16 protein-coding genes are annotated in these 16112 nt (G+C 69.7%); 4 read left to right on the top strand and 12 right to left on the bottom strand.

Features of this window, described 5'->3' with window-relative positions:
• Positions 1-8 precede the first annotated feature (8 nt).
• On the bottom strand, positions 9-752 hold the full coding sequence (locus tag ACIRCZ_RS17705) for a dienelactone hydrolase family protein (RefSeq protein WP_402855386.1): 744 nt from the start codon (positions 750-752) through the stop codon (positions 9-11).
• Between the two features lie 152 nt (positions 753-904).
• On the opposite strand from ACIRCZ_RS17705, the gene ACIRCZ_RS17700 reads away from it, so the two are divergent.
• Positions 905-1954 (top strand): amidohydrolase family protein, encoded by a 1050-nt coding sequence (locus ACIRCZ_RS17700; protein ID WP_055889237.1) that lies wholly within the window; start codon positions 905-907, stop codon positions 1952-1954.
• Here the strand turns inward: ACIRCZ_RS17700 and ACIRCZ_RS17695 are convergent.
• The 9 genes from ACIRCZ_RS17695 to ACIRCZ_RS17655 are packed head-to-tail and all read right to left on the bottom strand — an operon-like array spanning position 1951 to position 11219.
• A complete protein-coding gene (locus ACIRCZ_RS17695) occupies positions 1951-2463 on the bottom strand; it encodes a gluconokinase (RefSeq protein WP_235500120.1) in 513 nt (170 codons plus the stop codon). The two genes, ACIRCZ_RS17700 and ACIRCZ_RS17695, sit on opposite strands and share 4 nt — an antisense overlap.
• The gene (manD, locus tag ACIRCZ_RS17690) at positions 2460-3710 is read right to left on the bottom strand and encodes a D-mannonate dehydratase ManD (RefSeq protein ID WP_055889234.1); all 1251 of its coding nucleotides are present in this window, start codon (positions 3708-3710) and stop codon (positions 2460-2462) included. The genes ACIRCZ_RS17695 and manD overlap by 4 nt, the downstream gene beginning before the upstream one ends.
• Position 3711: 1 nt before the next feature.
• Positions 3712-5100: a mannitol dehydrogenase family protein gene (locus tag ACIRCZ_RS17685; RefSeq protein WP_402855379.1), complete on the bottom strand. Its 1389-nt coding sequence runs from the start codon at positions 5098-5100 to the stop codon at positions 3712-3714.
• Positions 5097-5969: a sugar phosphate isomerase/epimerase family protein gene (locus tag ACIRCZ_RS17680; RefSeq protein WP_402855375.1), complete on the bottom strand. Its 873-nt coding sequence runs from the start codon at positions 5967-5969 to the stop codon at positions 5097-5099. The genes ACIRCZ_RS17685 and ACIRCZ_RS17680 overlap by 4 nt, the downstream gene beginning before the upstream one ends.
• 3 nt (positions 5970-5972) lie before the next feature.
• The gene (locus tag ACIRCZ_RS17675) at positions 5973-7115 is read right to left on the bottom strand and encodes a Gfo/Idh/MocA family protein (RefSeq protein WP_402855372.1); all 1143 of its coding nucleotides are present in this window, start codon (positions 7113-7115) and stop codon (positions 5973-5975) included.
• A complete protein-coding gene (locus tag ACIRCZ_RS17670) occupies positions 7112-7945 on the bottom strand; it encodes a sugar phosphate isomerase/epimerase family protein (protein ID WP_402855757.1) in 834 nt (277 codons plus the stop codon). The genes ACIRCZ_RS17675 and ACIRCZ_RS17670 overlap by 4 nt, the downstream gene beginning before the upstream one ends.
• A gap of 20 nt (positions 7946-7965) precedes the next feature.
• Complete coding sequence (locus ACIRCZ_RS17665; protein ID WP_055889224.1) at positions 7966-8841, bottom strand: carbohydrate ABC transporter permease; 876 nt, start codon at positions 8839-8841, stop codon at positions 7966-7968.
• Positions 8838-9848 (bottom strand): carbohydrate ABC transporter permease, encoded by a 1011-nt coding sequence (locus ACIRCZ_RS17660; protein WP_055889221.1) that lies wholly within the window; start codon positions 9846-9848, stop codon positions 8838-8840. Before ACIRCZ_RS17660 ends, ACIRCZ_RS17665 begins: the two co-directional genes overlap by 4 nt.
• A 12-nt stretch (positions 9849-9860) precedes the next feature.
• Entirely contained in the window at positions 9861-11219 is a 1359-nt protein-coding gene (locus ACIRCZ_RS17655) for an ABC transporter substrate-binding protein (RefSeq protein WP_055889219.1), read from the bottom strand.
• Positions 11220-11362: 143 nt separating this feature from the next.
• Between ACIRCZ_RS17655 and ACIRCZ_RS17650 the strand changes: the two genes are divergently transcribed.
• Positions 11363-12382 (top strand): LacI family DNA-binding transcriptional regulator, encoded by a 1020-nt coding sequence (locus tag ACIRCZ_RS17650; RefSeq protein ID WP_402855366.1) that lies wholly within the window; start codon positions 11363-11365, stop codon positions 12380-12382.
• Between the two features lie 10 nt (positions 12383-12392).
• Complete coding sequence (gene uxaC / locus ACIRCZ_RS17645; protein WP_402855363.1) at positions 12393-13808, top strand: glucuronate isomerase; 1416 nt, start codon at positions 12393-12395, stop codon at positions 13806-13808.
• Here uxaC and ACIRCZ_RS17640 read toward each other — a convergent pair.
• Together ACIRCZ_RS17640 and ACIRCZ_RS17635 are read right to left on the bottom strand one after the other, a co-directional pair.
• Positions 13805-14344 carry a DUF1697 domain-containing protein gene (locus ACIRCZ_RS17640; protein ID WP_402855360.1) on the bottom strand — a complete coding sequence of 180 codons (540 nt, stop codon included), beginning with the start codon at positions 14342-14344 and terminating at the stop codon, positions 13805-13807. The genes uxaC and ACIRCZ_RS17640 overlap by 4 nt on opposite strands.
• A gap of 4 nt (positions 14345-14348) precedes the next feature.
• Positions 14349-15137: an SDR family oxidoreductase gene (locus ACIRCZ_RS17635; RefSeq protein WP_402855357.1), complete on the bottom strand. Its 789-nt coding sequence runs from the start codon at positions 15135-15137 to the stop codon at positions 14349-14351.
• Positions 15138-15214: 77 nt separating this feature from the next.
• Here ACIRCZ_RS17635 and ACIRCZ_RS17630 point away from each other — a divergent pair, with 77 nt between their 5' ends.
• Positions 15215-16087 (top strand): sigma-70 family RNA polymerase sigma factor, encoded by an 873-nt coding sequence (locus ACIRCZ_RS17630; RefSeq protein WP_402855354.1) that lies wholly within the window; start codon positions 15215-15217, stop codon positions 16085-16087.
• Positions 16088-16112 lie beyond the last annotated feature (25 nt).

Here is a 16112-nt window from a genome sequence, read left to right as displayed (position 1 = left end):
CGTGTCCCTTACTGTGCGAGGAGTTCGTCGAGGAATCGGTCGGTGGACCCCAGCGCTCTGGCAGCGGCTCGCGCGTCGTACGCGGCCCCCGGCATCCCGAGGCTGTCGGCCCGTGGGTCGGTGAAAGCGTGCTTGGCACCGCTGTAGAGGTCGAGCTCCCAGTGGATGCCGCGTCCGGTGAGCGCCGCCTTGAGCGCCTGCCACTGGGCAGGGGTGGCCATCGGGTCGTCGGCGCCGGTGCAGACGAGCACGCGCGCATCCCGGTCGGACGACTCCCATCCTGGGATGAGCAGGTCGAGCCCGGCGTGGATGCTCGCGACGCCGCGCGTGCGCCCTCCGCTGCGGAGGTACTCGAGAGCCGACGAACCGCCGAAGCAGTATCCGACGGTCGCGACGGCGTCCTGGTCGAGTTCCGGCTGACCGGATGCGGCTTCGTGCGCCGCGTGGACTCTGCCCATCCAGGTGTCGCGATCGGACACCATCGAGCCGATCAGCTGCCCGATCTCGTCGCCGGTGCTCGGGCTGCGGCGTCCGCCCCAGAGGTCGGCCGCGAAGACCGCCCTTCCGGAGTGGGCGTGCCGGCGTGCCGTGGCGCGGAACGCCTGGTCGAGGCCGAAGGCGTCGTGCAGGAGGACGACGCCGGGTAGGACGACGCCGGGGAGCCGGCCGGCCGTCTCCGGTACGCAGAAGTACCCGGTCATGGCAACGCCACCCGCCGTGTACTCGACGTCCCGCTCGATGAGCTCGCTCACTGCACTGCCTTTCCGCGCGGTGGTCGGCGACGTCGCTCGACCGTGAGGCGCAGTGTGATCGTACACAGGATCGCACACGATTTCCAGCACGATCCTGTCAGGATCACGTATGCTGACGTCACAACGGTGTACGAAACAAAGGAGTTCAGGCCATGACGGTCGTCGACATCAACATCCACCATCTGCCGGAGGACCTCTTCACGAACGAGAAGATCCTCAACGGCTTCCTCGATTCAGCGCCGCGCGGCTTCGGCGAGATCGCCAGGGTCATCACGATGGAGAGCGGCCAGAAGCAGCTGATCCTGGAGAAGCCGAAGGGATACCAGAACCTCAACTACGTCGAGGGCGACTACTCGGCGGAGGCCAAACTCGCAGCGATGGATGAGGCTGGCGTCGACTACGGCATCATGCGCGTCCCGGTGTGGCAGGAATGGCTCGGCCTGGAGACCTGCAAGGCGGTCAACGACAACGCCGCCGAGATCGTGAAGAAGTCGAACGGGCGCCTGTTCGCCACCGCCTGCGTTCCGCCGTGGGGCGGCAAGGAGAACATCTACGAGCTGGAGCGCTGCATCAAGGAGCTCGGCGTCGTGGGCGTGCAGCTCGCCTGCCACTACGGACAGCTCTACCTCGACGACGAGGCGTTCGACCCGTACCTCACGGTGCTCAACGACCTCGACATCCCGGTCATCGTGCACCACACCCCGCTTCCCGTCGAGTGGAAGTCGGTCATCGACTACACCAACCTCCGCCGTGAGTACGGCCGCATCGTCGACCAGGCAACCGCCGTCGGCCGCGAGCTGTTCAGCGGGATGTTCGACAAGTACCCCAACCTGCGCTTCATCCACACGATGCTCGGCGGCAACTGGTTCGCGAACGCAGCGCTGCTCACCCCGCACGCCCCCAACAAGGCCGAGGCGATGGCCCGCCTCGACCCGACAGGCGGCGAGAAGATCAAGCAGTACCTGGACGAGAACATCTTCTTCGACCTCACCCACCCGCACTCCTGGGGCAAGACGCAGGTCGAGGCGGCCATCGAGGTCAGCGGGGCAGACCACTACCTGTTCGGCTCGTCGTTCCCCGTCTTCCGCTCCTGGATGAACCAGGGCGTCGAGTTCGTCCAGAACGAGCTCGAGCTCAGCGACGCCGACCGCGAGCTGGTGCTCTCCGGCAACGCCAAGCGCCTCTTCAACCTGCCGATCTAGCGCTCGCGCGCGGCGAGCACGGCGCGCGCGAGCACGTCGTCGACGGGAGCGTCGATGTCGATCGTCGCGCCGCGCTCGTCGGCGGCGAGTGGTTCGAGCGTCGCGAGCTGCGAGTCGAGGAGCGCGGCCGGCATGAAGTGGTCGGTGCGGCCCTCCATGCGGGCCGCGAGCACGGCGCGCGACCCGGCGAGGTGGATGAACACCGCGCCGGGCGCCTCGCTCGCGATCAGGTCGCGGTACGCACGCTTGAGGGCGGAGCACGCGATCACCAGTCCGCCGTCCGCCTCGGCCAGCGCGCGGCCGACGGCGCGAAGCCACGGCGCGCGGTCGGCGTCGTCCAGCGGGGTGCCCCCTGCCATCTTCCGCACGTTCTCGATCGGATGCAGGGCATCCCCGTCCACGAACGGCACTCCCAGCTCGTGCGCGATGAGGGCACCGATCGTGCTCTTGCCAGACCCGGACACCCCCATCACGACGACCCGGATCGGCGCCGCGCCCTCGCCGGTCACCAGTCGTGCATGGAACCGTCGAGCAGACGGTTCACCGGCAGGTACGCCGCCTCGTACGGGAACGACTGGGCGATCACGTCGTCGTAGTCGACGCCGATGCCTGGCGCGTCGGACGGCTTCAGCATCCCGTTCTCGAAGCTGTATGTGGTGCGGAAGACCTCGTGAGTGGTCGGACTGTGCTTCATGTACTCCTGGATGCCGAAGTTCGGGATGGCGATGCCGAGGTGGATGGCGGCGGCCAGGCCGACCGGCGAGACGTCGGTGGGGCCGTGGACCCCTGACTTGATCTGGTACACCGAAGCGTAATCGAAGATCCGGCGCAGCCCGGTGACACCGCCCGCGTGCGTGATGGGCGAGCGAACGTAGTCGATGAGCTGCTCCTCGAACAGTTCGCGGTAGTCCCAGATCGTGTTGAAGACCTCTCCGATGGCGAGCGGCGTCGTGGTGTGCTCGCGCACCCGCCGCAGCACCGCCTGGTTCTCCGCCGGCGTCACGTCTTCCAACCAGAACAGGTCGTACGGCTCGAGCGACTTGCCGAGCTTGGCAGCCTGGATGGGCGTGAGCCGGTGGTGCGCGTCGTGCAGCAGCGGCAGCTCAGGGCCGAACTCGTTGCGGACGGCCTCGAACACCGTCGGCGCGTGCCGCAGGTACGCGCGGGTGTCCCACGACTCCTCCACGGGCACGGCGCTGCGCCGAGCAGGCTCGTAGTCGTACCGCGCATCCGAGCCGGATCCGGCGCCGGCCGCCGCGTTCTTGCTCGACGCGACGCCGTACACCGACGGCAGCCCTGGGATGCCCGTCTGCACGCGGACAGCGCGGTAGCCCTCCTCCAGGTGCTCGTTGATCGAGTCGAACAGCTCGGGCAGCTCAGCGCCGGATGCGTGACCGTAGACCAGCAGGCCCTCCCTGCTGCGACCGCCGAGCAGCTGGTACAGCGGAAGCCCAGCCGCCTTCGCCTTGATGTCCCAGAGCGCGGTGTCGACCGCGGCGATCGACGCCATCGTCACCGGGCCGCGACGCCAGTAGGCGCCGCGGTAGAGGTACTGCCAGGTGTCCTCGATCTGGTGCGCGTCCCTGCCGATCAGCAGCGGCACGACGTGCTCGCTCAGGTAGGCGGCGACCGCGAGCTCGCGGCCGTTGAGGGTGGCGTCGCCGAGGCCGGTGAACCCGTCGTCGGTGGTGATCCTCAGTGTCACGAAGTTGCGGCCGGGGCTCGAGACGAGAACCTCGGCGGAGGTGATGCGCATGTCAGTGTGCTCCTGTCGGTAGCGGTGGTTCGGTGGTGACGCCGGTGCGCAGGTGCGCGATCCGGCTCTGGATGAGGTCGGTGAGCGACGCGTCTCCCGCGAGGTCGGGAGCCAGCTCGGTGAGGACGGCGGTGGCGAGCGACGCGTCGTCGTCCGGGTGTGCGCGAAGCCGCTCGGCGAGCGGCGCAGCGGCAGGGTCGCGCACGTCGTCGCCGAGCAGGTGCAGTGCCCAGGCGGCGAGCACCCCTGCCTGAGCGTCGCCTGGCGCGCGCCCTGCCGCCAGCCGCGACCGAAGCGGGTCGAGGATGCGCGGCCCGAGCTTCTGCGAGCCATCGGTCGCGATCTGCGCCAGCCGGTGCTCGATGCGCGCGTTGCCGAAGCGGTCGCGGAGGGCGGCGACGGCCGCATCCACGGTGTCTGCGTCGAACGGGAGCTCTGTTCGTGCCTCCGTCCAGAGCGCTTCGAGGTCGGCCACGATCGCGTCGTCGCCCATCGCCTCCGCGATGGTGGCGTATCCGCGCAGCAGCCCGCGGTACGCGAGCAGCGAGTGACCGGCGTTGAGCAGCCAGAGCTTGCGGCGCTCGTATGGCTCGATGTCGTCGACGAACTGCGCGCCGACCGTCTCCCAGGCGGGGCGGCCGGCGGGGAAGGCGCCGCTCAGCACCCACTCGCTGAACGGCTCAGTGACCACGGGAGCGGCATCGTCGTAGCCGGTCAGGCGCGCTGCCGTCGCGCGGTCGGTATCGGTGGTGGCCGGGGTGATCCTGTCGACCATCGACGACACGAACGAGACCGAGCTCTCGATCCACTCGGCCAGCTCTGCGTCGACGTGTTGTGCGAGGCCGAGCACCGCGTCCCGCGCCACCCTGCCGTTGTCCGGCAGGTTGTCGCAGCTCACCACGGCGATGGCGCCGACCCCGGCGGCGCGGCGAGCGCGCAGCCCGTCCACCAGCCGGCCGGGGGCGGTGGATGCGCCATCCCCCGTGGCGAGCGACGCCCGGTCCGCGTCGAGCGCCGCCGCTGACAGCCGGTAGCCTGCCTCCGTGACGGTGAGCGTCAGCACCGCGACGGCAGGGTCGGCGACGGCCGCACGCCAGCGCGCGGTGTCGCCTCCGTCTGCCACGGTGCTCAGCGCATCCACGATGATCGCCGCGTCGGTGTCGGGGCCGCGCTCGATCAGCGTGTACACCGCATCCTGTGCTGCGAGCACGCGCGCGGCCTCCGGGCTCCGCCCTGTGAACGCCGCGATCCCCCAGCCAGCCTCGCCCGCACGGCCGCCGCGCTCGTTCGCCCGCTGGGTATACCAGGCCTGGTGGGCACGGTGGAACGCGCCGAGGCCGAGGTGCACGATGCGGACGGGGTGACGCTCGGAGCGCGGCGGCGTCGTCATGCGCGGGCCGCGACCAGCGAACGCGTGCTGGCATCGACCTCGCGCAGGTATGCCAGGTTGTCGCGCGTGCGCTCGGCGAGCGGGAGCTCGGTGGAGAAGTCCTCCGCCGTGACCCAGCCGTCGTAGCCGAAGGCGTGCAGCGCCTCGAAGTACGCCTCCACGTCCCCCGCGCCCGTGCGCAGCGGCGCCCACTCGTGGTGCCAGCGCACCGTGCCGTCCGCCTCGGGCTCGCCGGGCAGCCAGACGACGTTCTTCACGTGCACGTGTGCCAGGTACGGGCCGAGCAGCTGGAAGGCGGCGAGGGTCGCCTCCTGCCCTTCGATCACCAGGTTCCCGAGGTCGTGGATCACGCCGACCGTCTGCGGGTCGATGCCGTCGACCATCCGGAACGCGGCGGACGCCGAGGGCGTGATGGTCTCGTGGTGCAGTTCGATCAGCGCCTTCACGCCGAGCTCGCCGGCGCGGGCCGCTGCCCGCTCGATGTCGCGGCGGGCGGACGCGAACAACTCGCGGTAATCGTCGCCTGAGTCGGTGCGCGGCACGGTGACGCGCACCTGCCGTGCGCCGAGAGCCGCGGTCGCTGCGAGCATCCTGTCGACGTTCTCGTGGTCGTCGCAGCGGGCGTAGCCGCCGATGCCGGAGAACTCCAGGCCGGACTCGGCGGTCAGCCGTGCGATCTCCGGCACGGACTCTTCGAGCCCTGTCAGCGGCCAGGTGGCACGGTTGCCCGCCCAGAAGCCGGGCGGGGTGGCGTCGTCCTGGTCGATGACGCGCCACTCGATGCCGTCCCAGCCCTGGGCGGCGAGCGTCTGCGCCGCCTCCGCGGGGGTCCAGTCGGGGGTGGATGCGGTGAACACCGAGAACTTCATCGGTCAGGCTCCTGTCGTGACGGTGATGTCGTCGAGGGTTCCGGAGAGCACCTCGTCGAACGCGATCGGTCGGCCGAGAGTGGCCGACAGGTAGATGGCGCGGACGACGGCGAGCGACACGAACGCGTCCTCGACCGTCACGCCGGGTGCGCGGTGCTGCTGGATCGCATCCACCACGTCCTCGTACTGGCGCAGGTGGCCGACGATGAAGCGGTCCGCTCCACGCTCTCCCCCGCGCACCTCCCCCGCCTCGACGAGCTCGGCCGCGCGGTTCACGACGCTGGCGCCACTCGCGTCGAACGCCGCCGGATCTGCTGTGCCGAAGTATTCGAGCTGGTCGTCCTCGATGATCGCCGAGCCGCGGTCGCCGTGCACGTGGATGCGCACCGACCCTCCCGGGTACGCGGCGGTCGTCGCGTGAACCACGGCCAGCGCGCCGGACTCGAACCGCACGGTCGCGACCGCGATGTCCTCCACCTCGACGCGCTCGTGCGCGAGCAGCGCCGTCTGCGCGACGACCTCGACGGGCCGGCCGAGGAACCAGACGAGCAGGTCGACCGTGTGCACGCCCTGGTTCATCACGGCGCCACCGCCGTCCAGCTCCCAGGTGCCTCGCCACTGGCCGGAGTCGTAGTAGTCCTGGCTGCGCCACCAGGCGACGGAGGCGATCCCGCTGGTCACCCGGCCGAACGCGCCGCTGTGGGCTGCGTCTGCGACGACGACGGACGCGGGGTCGAACCGGTGCTGGCTGATCACGGAGACGACGAGACCGCGGCCCTCCGCCTGCTTGGACAGCTCGAGGATTCGCCTGGCCCGCGCCATCGAGACGTCGAGCGGCTTCTCGATCACCACGTGCTTGCCAGCGGCGAGCGCCTCCTCCGCGAGCTGCACGTGCAGTCCGCTCGGCGTGCAGATGACGACGATGTCGACAGAGGCCGCGGCGACCGCGGCTGGGAGGGTCTCGAACTCCGCGGGGCGCTCCCCGCCGAACTCGGACACGATCTGGTCGGCGAGGGCGCTGGCGGCGGCGGGGACCGCATCCACCAGGGCGGTGATCGCGAGGTCGGGGTGCCGGGCGATGGCCCTGGCGTGGTTGAGGCCGATGATGCCGCAGCCGACGATGGCCACGTTCAGGCGAGAGCTCATACGAGCTGCACTCCAATCTGGTCGGTGAGGCGGCGGAGCGCGCGGCCTGCGCGGCCGAACGCCTCCGGTCCGGAGAAGCCGCCCATGTTGTTCACGTCTGCGAGGTGGGGTTCCAGGGAGGCGAAGCCGGTGTATCCGTCGTCGCGGAGCGCGGTGAGGGTGGCGAGCAGCTGCCCGTCCCCCTCCCCGGCCGGGGTGACGTCGCCGGTGGCGGCGACGGCGTCCTTCACCTGCAGGTATTCCAGGTGCGGGCGGAGGGCGGCATAGCCGTCGTCGAACGGGAAGGCGACGCCGACCTGCACGAAGTTGGCGCTGTCCCAGGCGAGCCGGAGATTCGGAGAGCCGACCGTCTCGACGATGTCGAGGCAGCGCTCCGGGGTGTCTCCGTAGATGTCCTTCTCGTTCTCGTGCAGCAGCACGACGTCCGCGGCCTCCGCCGCGTCCGCGAGGGCGCGCATCCGGAGCATCACGTCGTCACGGATGCTCTCGACCGCGACGTCGTCTCCGCGATAGAAGGAGAACAGCCGGATGTAGCGGGTGCCGAGGCGTTGCGCCGCCGCGATGGCGCGGCCGAGACGCTCGACCTCGTGCTCGACGGGGAGGGACACATCCACTTTGCCGATCGGCGATGCGATGGCCGAGACGCCCATCCCCCGCTCGGTGAAGATCCCGGCCAGCCGGGCGAGCTGTTCGTCGTCGAGATCGACGATGTTCACGCCCCAGGCGCTGCGCACCTCGATGTGGTTCGCACCGAGGGCCTGCAGCACCGCGACCTGGACTACAGGGTCCTGGTCGATCTCGTCGCCGAAGCCCGACAGGGCCCAGCTCACCGATTCTTGAGCGTTCTGGCTCACTTCACTCCTCCAGAGGTCAGGCCACCGACGAGGTAGCGCTGGAACACGAGGTACAGAGCGACCACGGGCACGGCGCAGATGAGGGACGCCGCCATCATCTGCCCGTAGAGCGGGATCGCGCCACCCTCTTGCGTCGCCCCGAACACCTGCAGCGCCACGGCGGCGGTGCGGGTCTCGGGGTTGGTCAGCACGGATGCGAACAGCACGTCGTTCCAGCCGAGCAGGAACGCGAAGATGCCGGAGACGACGATGCCCGGCCAGCTGAGCGGCACCACGATGCGGGTCAGGATGCGCCACGACGACGCACCGTCGATGCGCGCCGCCTCCTCGAGCGCCTTGGGCAGGCCGCGCAGGTAGGTGACCATCACCCAGGTCGAGAACGGGAGCGCGAACGTGAGGTAGGTGATGAACACCGCCCAGCGCGTCCCGATGATCTGCACCCCGAGCAGGCTCGCGGTCGACGAGAACAGCACGAACACGGGAAGCAGCATGAGCGTGCCGGGGATCGACTGCAGGCCGAGCAGCCCGCGGAGGAAGGACAGGCGACCGCGGAAGTCGTAGCGGACCAGCACGTACGCCGTCGCGACGGCGAGGAACGCGCAGACGATGGCGACGGCCACGCAGACGATCACGCTGTTCATCAGCCCGGTGCCGAGGTCGACCGTCGTCCACACCTTGAGGTAGTTGTCGAGGTGCAGCTCTGTCGGGAAGAACGCGCCGCCGGCGACGGCGACGTCCGAGTTGATCGACGCGAACAGCATGTAGAGCACGGGCCCGAGCACGATCACCAGCAGCACCACGATGACCGCGACGAGCAGCGGCCGGGGCAGCAGCCGGGTGATGTCGGCCGAGGACGGCTTGACGGCGGTCATCGCTGCTCCTCCTCTCCTGAGTCGAGTTTCACGGCCCGCAGGTAGATGAACAGCGGGATGGCGATGAGCACCAGCGAGCAGATCGCCATCGCGGCGCTCAGCCCGAAGCGGAAGCTCTGGAAGCTCGTGACGTAGGTGAGCACCGGCAGCACGTCCACGTCCTGCGGAGCAGGCACCCCGAACAGCACGAACGGCAGCGTGAACGCGTTGATGTTGTGCAGGAACGCGATGATCAGCGCCAGCAGGATCGGGCCGCGCAGGTACGGCAGGATCACCGAGCGCAGCTTGATCCACCAGGTGGCGCCGTCGATGGCGGCTGCCTCGTGCACCTCGTGATCGACGGACTGCAGACCGGCGAGGACGAGCAGGTAGAAGAACGGCCACGACGTCCAGATCTGCACGACGATGAGCGACCAGTAGCTGAGGGGGCCGTTGAGGAACAGCCCGGTGTGGATGCCCATCGCGCCGAGCGTCGAGTCGACGACACCGCCCGGCTGCAGCATGGTGCGCCAGAGCGTGCCGACCACGAACGCGGGGAGCACGTACGGGATGAGGAACAGCGAGCGCACGAGTGCCCGCCCGCGGAACTTGTTCTGCGTGGCGAGGGCGGCGGCGAGGCCGATCGGCATCGTGACGACCGCCGCGATCAGCGCGAAGGAGACGCTGATCCCGATGGAGCGCAGCAGCGACGACGAGACGATCGCCTCGACGTAGTTCTGCAGGCCGATGAACGGGGCCTGCAGCCAGCTCTGCAGCGTGTACTGGTCGAGGTCGAGCGTCGACATGATCGCCGCGACGACGAGCGGCACCACGATGATGACCAGCATGAGGATGCCGCCGGGCAGCAGCATCCAGAGCGGCCGGTTGCGCTCGTACTTCCGCTTGCGACGCGGCGTGGCGTGCTGCTCGTTCCGGCCGGGGCGGCCGCCCGCGGGGGTGTTCCCCGCGGGCGAACCGCTCTCGTGGCCGGTCGCGCCTTCCGGCGCGGCCAGGGTGGGGTTGGACATGATCGGTTCCGGCTACTTGGCCTTGTTCAGCGAGCTCTGCGCGGTGTCCTGCGCCGTCTTGAGCTTGGCTTCGAGATCGGAGGACGACACCGACCCGTTCGACAGCGACGGGATGGACTGCACCACCACGTTCACCAGGGCGAGCTGCGTGTCACCCCACGCTCCGCTGAACGGGGTGCCGTACGCCTTGGTGCCCGCGTCGAGGATCGGCGCGATGAGCTCGTTGCCGCTCTCGATCTGCTTGGCGGCATCGGCGTTGGTCGGCAGGTCGCCGAACGTCTTGGTGTACTTCACCTGGTTGTCGGTGCTGGTGAGCATCTTGACGAGGGCGAAGGCGAGGTCCTGGTTCTTGGAGTACTTCGCCACGACCATGTTGTCGCCGGAGATGATCGTCGCGGCGGCCTTGCCGTCGCTCGGGAGCTTGGTCTCCCCCGGCGGGATGGTCGGCATCACGGCGTAGCCGTACTTGCCTGCCACGCTGGACTTGTCGAGCGAGACCTGCGACGACGAGGACACCATCGGCAGGAACGCTGCCTTGCCGTCCGCGAAGGCGGCGACGGCGTTGGCGTTCTTCCAGCCGATCGCGGCGGGGTCGACCACCTTGTCGTCGGTGAGCCAGCCGAAGTACGTCTCGTACGCCTTCTTCACGGCGTCGTCGTCGATCGTGGCCTTCTTGCTCTTCAGATCCAGGATGGTGTTGCCCTGCTGCATCGCCATCGCCCAGACGAACTTCCAGGGGTCGAAGCTGTCCGCGTACGCGACGGCCATTCCGTGCACGTCTCCGGAGGTGAGCTTCTTCGCCTGGTCGGCGAGCCCATCCCAGGTGTCGGCCGGCTTGTCGATGCCTGCGGCCTTCAGCAGGTCCTTGTTGTACGCCATCACGAACGGACGGCTGAGGAAGGGGATGCCCACCTCGTTCTTCTCGTCCGGCCCGGAGATGCCGAGCGTCGCGGGCACGAACCTGTCACGGCCGCCGACCTTCTTCCAGTCGTCGTCCGTGAGCTTCACGAACGCTCCGGTGGAGTACGCGGTGGGGGTGAAGGTGGTGCCGAGGTCGTAGATGTCCGGACCCTGGCCGCTGAGCACCGAGGTCTGGATCTTGGTCAGCTCGTCGTTGGCGGATGCGAAGGTCTCGAACTTGACCGTCGCGCCCGTCTCCTTCTGGAACTGGGCGGACACATCCTTGAACCACTGCTGCTGTTCGGTGGGGTAGAGCGAGTTGGCCGCGATCATGACGTCGAGGGTCTTGCCCTTGCCGTCGACCTTCCCGGAGGTGGAGGAGCCGGTGCTCCCCGACGAGGAGCAGCCGCTCAATGCCAGGCCGATGACGGCCAGGCCGGCGACCGCGCCGAGCGCGATGCGAGATCTCATTCGTGACTCTCCTTTGAGACAGGGACGTGAGTGTCAGCACCCTCAGCTGGTGCATGGAGGATGGTTGCTGAGGACTCTAAGCAGCGCGGCAAGGATGGTGCAACCGATTGCCATAATTTGCCATCGTGTGCTGAGATGTCGTCATGCAACCTCTCGCCGGAGCGGGGTCGGATCGCCCAGCCACCCTCGCAGACGTGGCGGCGGCCAGCGGCGTCGCCACCTCGACGGTCTCGCGCGCCCTCTCGAATCCCGGCCGGGTGAACGCCATCACCCGCGAGCGCATCGAGCAGGCAGCCCGCGAACTCAACTACGTTCCCAACTCGCAGGCCAGGGCGCTCACCAGCGGAAAGACGCGCGCCATCGCCGTGCTCGTCTCCGACGTGACCAACCCGTTCTACTTCGGCATCATCCGCGGCACCCAGCAGCAGCTGAAGGCCGCCGGCTACACCCAGATCCTGGTCGACACCGAGGAGTCCGACGAGCTGGAGGACGGGATGCTGCACAAGCTCCGGCGCTCCTTCGACGGCGCCATCCTCGCCGCTTCCCGACTCACCGACCGACGGCTGACCACGCTGGCTCAGGAGATCCCGCTGGTCGCCATCAACCGGCAGACCCGCGGCGTCCCGCACATCTTCATCGACACCCCGAGCGGCATCGAGCAGGCCGTCGGCCACCTCGTCTCCCTCGGCCACACCCAGCTCTGCTACGCCTCCGGCCCGGAGACGTCGTGGTCGAACGAGGGCCGCTGGCGGGCGATGGTGCGGGCGGCGGAGCGCTACGGCGTCACGGCCACCAGACTCGGCCCGTTCTCGCCCCGTCAGTACGCTGGCGCCGCTGCTGCGGACGCCGTGCTGCACGCGGGCGTCACCGCCTGCATCGCCTTCAACGACCTCCTGGCCATCGGGATGCTCGCCCGCTTCCGCGAGCGCGGCGTCGATGTGCCGGGCGACGTGAGCATCGTCGGCTGCGACGACATCTTCGGCGCCGACTTCTGCAACCCGCCGCTCACCACCCTCACCGCTCCGATCGAGCAGGCGGGGCGCACGGCCGTGTCGATGCTGCTCGCCAGGCTCGACGAGCAGAGCACGCTCGGGATGCGCCAGGGCGCCACCCTCCCCACCCACCTCACCGTGCGGTCCTCCACCGGGCCCGCGCGGAACTGAAAGGACGCCGATGACCACGCTCGCCCCGCATCCAGACCGCCTGTTCCCCGCCGACCCGGCGGAGCGCGACCTGGCCAGGCGCCTGCACGCGGCGGTCGCAGACGCTCCGATCGTGTCGCCGCACGGCCACGTTCCTGCTGCGATGCTCGCCGACGACGAGCCGTTCGGAGACCCGTCGGCGCTCCTCATCACGCCGGACCACTACGTGACGCGGATGCTGCACGCGGTCGGCGTCCCCTTGGACGAGCTGGGCCTCTCCCGCGACGGCGCGGCACCGACCGCCTCCGGCAGGGAGATCTGGCGTCGCCTGTGCGAGAACTGGGAGGTCTTCCTCGGCACCCCGGTGCGCTTCTGGTTCGAATCGGAGTTCAGCGAGGTGTTCGGGCTCACCGAGCAGCCGTCCGCCGCGAGCGCGGACGCCCTCTACGACCAGCTCGCCGAGACGCTGACCCGCCCGGAGTTCCGTCCGCGCGCGCTGTTCGACCGGTTCCGCATCTCGGTGCTCGCGACCACGGACGACCCGGCGGACGACCTGTCCGCCCACCAGCGCCTCCGCGACGACCCGACCTTCACCGGCCGCGTCGTCCCCACCTTCCGCGCCGACAGGTACATGCACCCGGACGAGCCCACCTGGCGGGGCAAGCTGGACGCGCTGGCCGCCCGCGCCGACATCGACACCTCCACCTACCCCGGCCTCCTCTCCGCCCTGCGCGCGCGCCGCCAGGCGTTCATCGCCGCGGGAGGCACCGCGACGGACACTGGTGTGATCGACGCGGGAAGCGATCCGCTCTCCGAGGCGGAGGCGTCGCGCATCCACCTGGCCGCCATCGACGGCAGCCTGACCGCGGCGGAGGCCGTCGCCTACCGGCGCAACATGCTCTACCGGCTGGCAGAGATGGCGGCGGACGACGGCCTGGTGATGCAGCTGCACCCCGGGGTCATCCGCAACCACCACCGTCCGACGTTCGACGCGTTCGGGCCGGACACCGGCCACGACCTTCCGGCGGTGGGCGGTTTCACTGTGCCGCTCACGCCCATCCTGCGCGACTTCGGCACGAGCTCGACGTTCAGGATCGTGCTGTTCACGGTGGACGAGACGACGTTCTCGCGCGAGATCGCGCCGCTCGCCGGCTTCTACCCGAGCGTGTACGCGGGTGCGCCGTGGTGGTTCATCGACACCCCAGCCGCGATCCTGCGCTACCGCCAGGCGATCACGGACAGCGCCGGTTTCACGAAGACCAGCGGCTTCATCGACGACACCAGGGCGTTCTGCTCCATCCCGGCCAGGCACGACATGTCCCGCCGGGTGGATGCGTCGTTCCTCTCCTCCCTCGTCGTCACCCACCAGCTCGCGGAGGAGGACGCGTTCGCCATCGCGCACCGCCTCGTCGACGACATCCCCCGCTCCACCTTCCGCCTGGGCTAGGCGTCGAGGAGTTCCAGGAGACGGGTGGTGGTGCGCCAGGTGCGCACGGTCATCCGCTTGAAGACCGGCATCGCCATCAGGCGCTGGATGCGGGTCTTCGTCGCGAGCGCCTTGGTGCGCGAGAAGTAGAGCGCGCCTGGCCCCGCAGCCATGCGGTCGACGCCGTCGCGCAGCTCGGGGAGCTGCGCCATCACCTCGTCGGCGGTCAGTGGGTGCTTCAGGAAGAACACCTCGCTGCGGAGCTCGTCGGAGCCGTGGTCGGCAGGGGCTGCTGCGACCGTCGCCGCCAGCTCGTCCCTCGACCGGGCGATCACGGTGAGCGGCGCATCCAGCCGGTGTCGCAGCATCGACTCCAGCGCGGCCTCGAGGTCGGGTGCGGTCTGCGGCTTCGCGGTGAACAGCACGTTGCCGCTCTGGCTGTGGGTGCGCACGCTCTCGTACCCCGCTGCGCGGAAGTCCTCCGCGAGCGCGTCCATCCCGATCAGGTTCGCCCCTCCCACGTTGATCCCACGCAGCAGGGCGACGTATCCGGCCATGCGCTCATGATCGCACCGGCGACCGGTTCGCCGCGAGCTGCTGTCGCAGGAACGCCTCCCACGTCCGCTCGCCCCGCAGCGCGCCATCCGCCGCCAGGTTCTCGCCTGCGCGGTACGCGCGGCCGACGCCTCCTGGGATGCGCACGGGCAGGCCCGGGCGCCGTCGCCGTCCGTTCGCCTCGGCGTACGCGGCCGCGAGCTCCCGGATGCCGAGCACCTCCGGCCCCGCGATGTCGGCGACGCGCCCCGCGGGGTCGCCGAGCGCGAGTTCGGCGAGCCTGGCGGCGACTTCGTCGCCGTGCACGGGCTCGAACCGCAGGCCGCCCGGTGTCGGCAGCAGAGGCAGCTTCGCCATCCCCGCCACGATCGGGAGCACGAAATCGTGGAGCTGCGCGGCACGCAGCACGGTCCACGGCAAACCAGAGTCCGCGATGACCCGCTCGGCCTCCGCCTTGGCGCGGAAGTACCCGATCGGCATCCGGTCCGCACCGACCACCGAGATCAGCACGAGGTGGCGCACCCCGGCGGTCCGCGCCGCCGCGGAGATGGCACGCGCGGCGACGTCGTCCCCTTTCGCCCCTCCTGCCAGGTGCAGCACGACCTCGACCCCGTCGAGCGCTGCGGCGAGTCCGGCGCCGGTCACGGTATTCCCTTCGACATGCTGGATGCCTGGTTCGTCCTGGCGCGGGTGCCGGGAGAGGATGCGGAGGTCGCGGCCCGCCGCGCGCAGCAGCGGCACGACGCGGCTGCCGATGGTGCCTGTGCCGCCCGTCACCAGAAGTGGAGCATTCATGAGTGGTCGCCTTCCCTGTCACATTCGAGGGTGTTCCCTCGTCGACATTCCGACGATCCTGAACGAGGAGATGTGACATGACCGACCAGACATTCTTGGCGAGACGCTTCGAGACGGAGCGGCCGAGGCTGCGCGCCATCGCGACCCGCCTCCTCGGCTCGACGGCGGATGCGGACGACGCGGTGCAGGAGACCTGGCTCCGGCTCGAACGGACGGACGTCGCGAGCATCCAGAACCTCGAGGCCTGGCTGACCACCGTCGTCTCCCGGGTGAGCCTCGACCTCCTCCGCGCCCCGCGCCGCACCCGCGAGCGCTCCTGGCAGGTGGAGCCGTGGCGGGACGAGCCGGTGTCCAGCGACCTCGACCCTGCCGACCTGGTGGAACAAGGCGACCGCATCAGCACCGCCCTGCTCGTCCTGCTGGAGACGCTGAGCCCTGCCGAACGCATCGCCCTCGTGCTGCACGACGTCTTCGGCCAGTCGTTCGACGAGATCGCGACCGTGCTCGACAAGACCCCGGCGGCAGCCCGCCAGCTCGCGTCGCGCGCCAGGCGCAGGGTGCGCGGAGCATCCACCCCAGTGTCCTCCGGGCACCGCAGCACCAGGCGGATCGTGGATGCGTGGCTCGCCGCCGCGCAGGACGGCGACCTGACCTCGCTCCTCTCCCTGCTCGACGACGGCGCCGTACTCCACGCCGACTACGGCGAATCCACGCAACTCGTCGAAGGCGCGCGGTCGATCGCAGAGCAGGCCGTCCTCTCCGGGCGCCTGGCGGCGCACTCCACCCCGATCCTGATCGGCGGGCGCCCCGGCGTCGCCGCGGTCATGAACGGCGTCGTCGCGTCGATCATGGCGTTCGACATCGTCGGAGACCGCATCGTCGCGCTGGACGTGCTGGCCGACCCTGCGCGGCTCCGCGAGCTGGGGGTGGAGGCGGTGCTCGCCGGCTGAGCCGAAGATGCACTATCGAGATAAA

This window comes from Leifsonia sp. NPDC102414 (genome assembly GCF_044765685.1).
Lineage (GTDB): Bacteria > Actinomycetota > Actinomycetes > Actinomycetales > Microbacteriaceae > Leifsonia.
The sequence above is the reverse complement of the archived record's forward strand: the minus strand, read 5'-3'. Positions and strand labels throughout refer to the sequence as shown.

Excerpts from the sequence above, each read along its gene's own strand:
- ACIRCZ_RS17640 (WP_402855360.1), bottom strand. The coding sequence starts at position 14,344 with ATGGCCGGATACGTCGCCCTGCTGCGTGGGATCAACGTGGGAGGGGCG.
- ACIRCZ_RS17675 (WP_402855372.1), bottom strand. The coding sequence starts at position 7,115 with ATGAGCTCTCGCCTGAACGTGGCCATCGTCGGCTGCGGCATCATCGGC.
- ACIRCZ_RS17655 (WP_055889219.1), bottom strand. The coding sequence starts at position 11,219 with ATGAGATCTCGCATCGCGCTCGGCGCGGTCGCCGGCCTGGCCGTCATC.
- ACIRCZ_RS17700 (WP_055889237.1), top strand. The coding sequence starts at position 905 with ATGACGGTCGTCGACATCAACATCCACCATCTGCCGGAGGACCTCTTC.
- ACIRCZ_RS17630 (WP_402855354.1), top strand. The coding sequence starts at position 15,215 with ATGACCGACCAGACATTCTTGGCGAGACGCTTCGAGACGGAGCGGCCG.
- uxaC (WP_402855363.1), top strand. The coding sequence starts at position 12,393 with ATGACCACGCTCGCCCCGCATCCAGACCGCCTGTTCCCCGCCGACCCG.
- ACIRCZ_RS17660 (WP_055889221.1), bottom strand. The coding sequence starts at position 9,848 with ATGTCCAACCCCACCCTGGCCGCGCCGGAAGGCGCGACCGGCCACGAG.
- ACIRCZ_RS17680 (WP_402855375.1), bottom strand. The coding sequence starts at position 5,969 with ATGAAGTTCTCGGTGTTCACCGCATCCACCCCCGACTGGACCCCCGCG.
- ACIRCZ_RS17635 (WP_402855357.1), bottom strand. The coding sequence starts at position 15,137 with ATGAATGCTCCACTTCTGGTGACGGGCGGCACAGGCACCATCGGCAGC.
- ACIRCZ_RS17685 (WP_402855379.1), bottom strand. The coding sequence starts at position 5,100 with ATGACGACGCCGCCGCGCTCCGAGCGTCACCCCGTCCGCATCGTGCAC.
- ACIRCZ_RS17665 (WP_055889224.1), bottom strand. The coding sequence starts at position 8,841 with ATGACCGCCGTCAAGCCGTCCTCGGCCGACATCACCCGGCTGCTGCCC.
- manD (WP_055889234.1), bottom strand. The coding sequence starts at position 3,710 with ATGCGCATCACCTCCGCCGAGGTTCTCGTCTCGAGCCCCGGCCGCAAC.
- ACIRCZ_RS17650 (WP_402855366.1), top strand. The coding sequence starts at position 11,363 with ATGCAACCTCTCGCCGGAGCGGGGTCGGATCGCCCAGCCACCCTCGCA.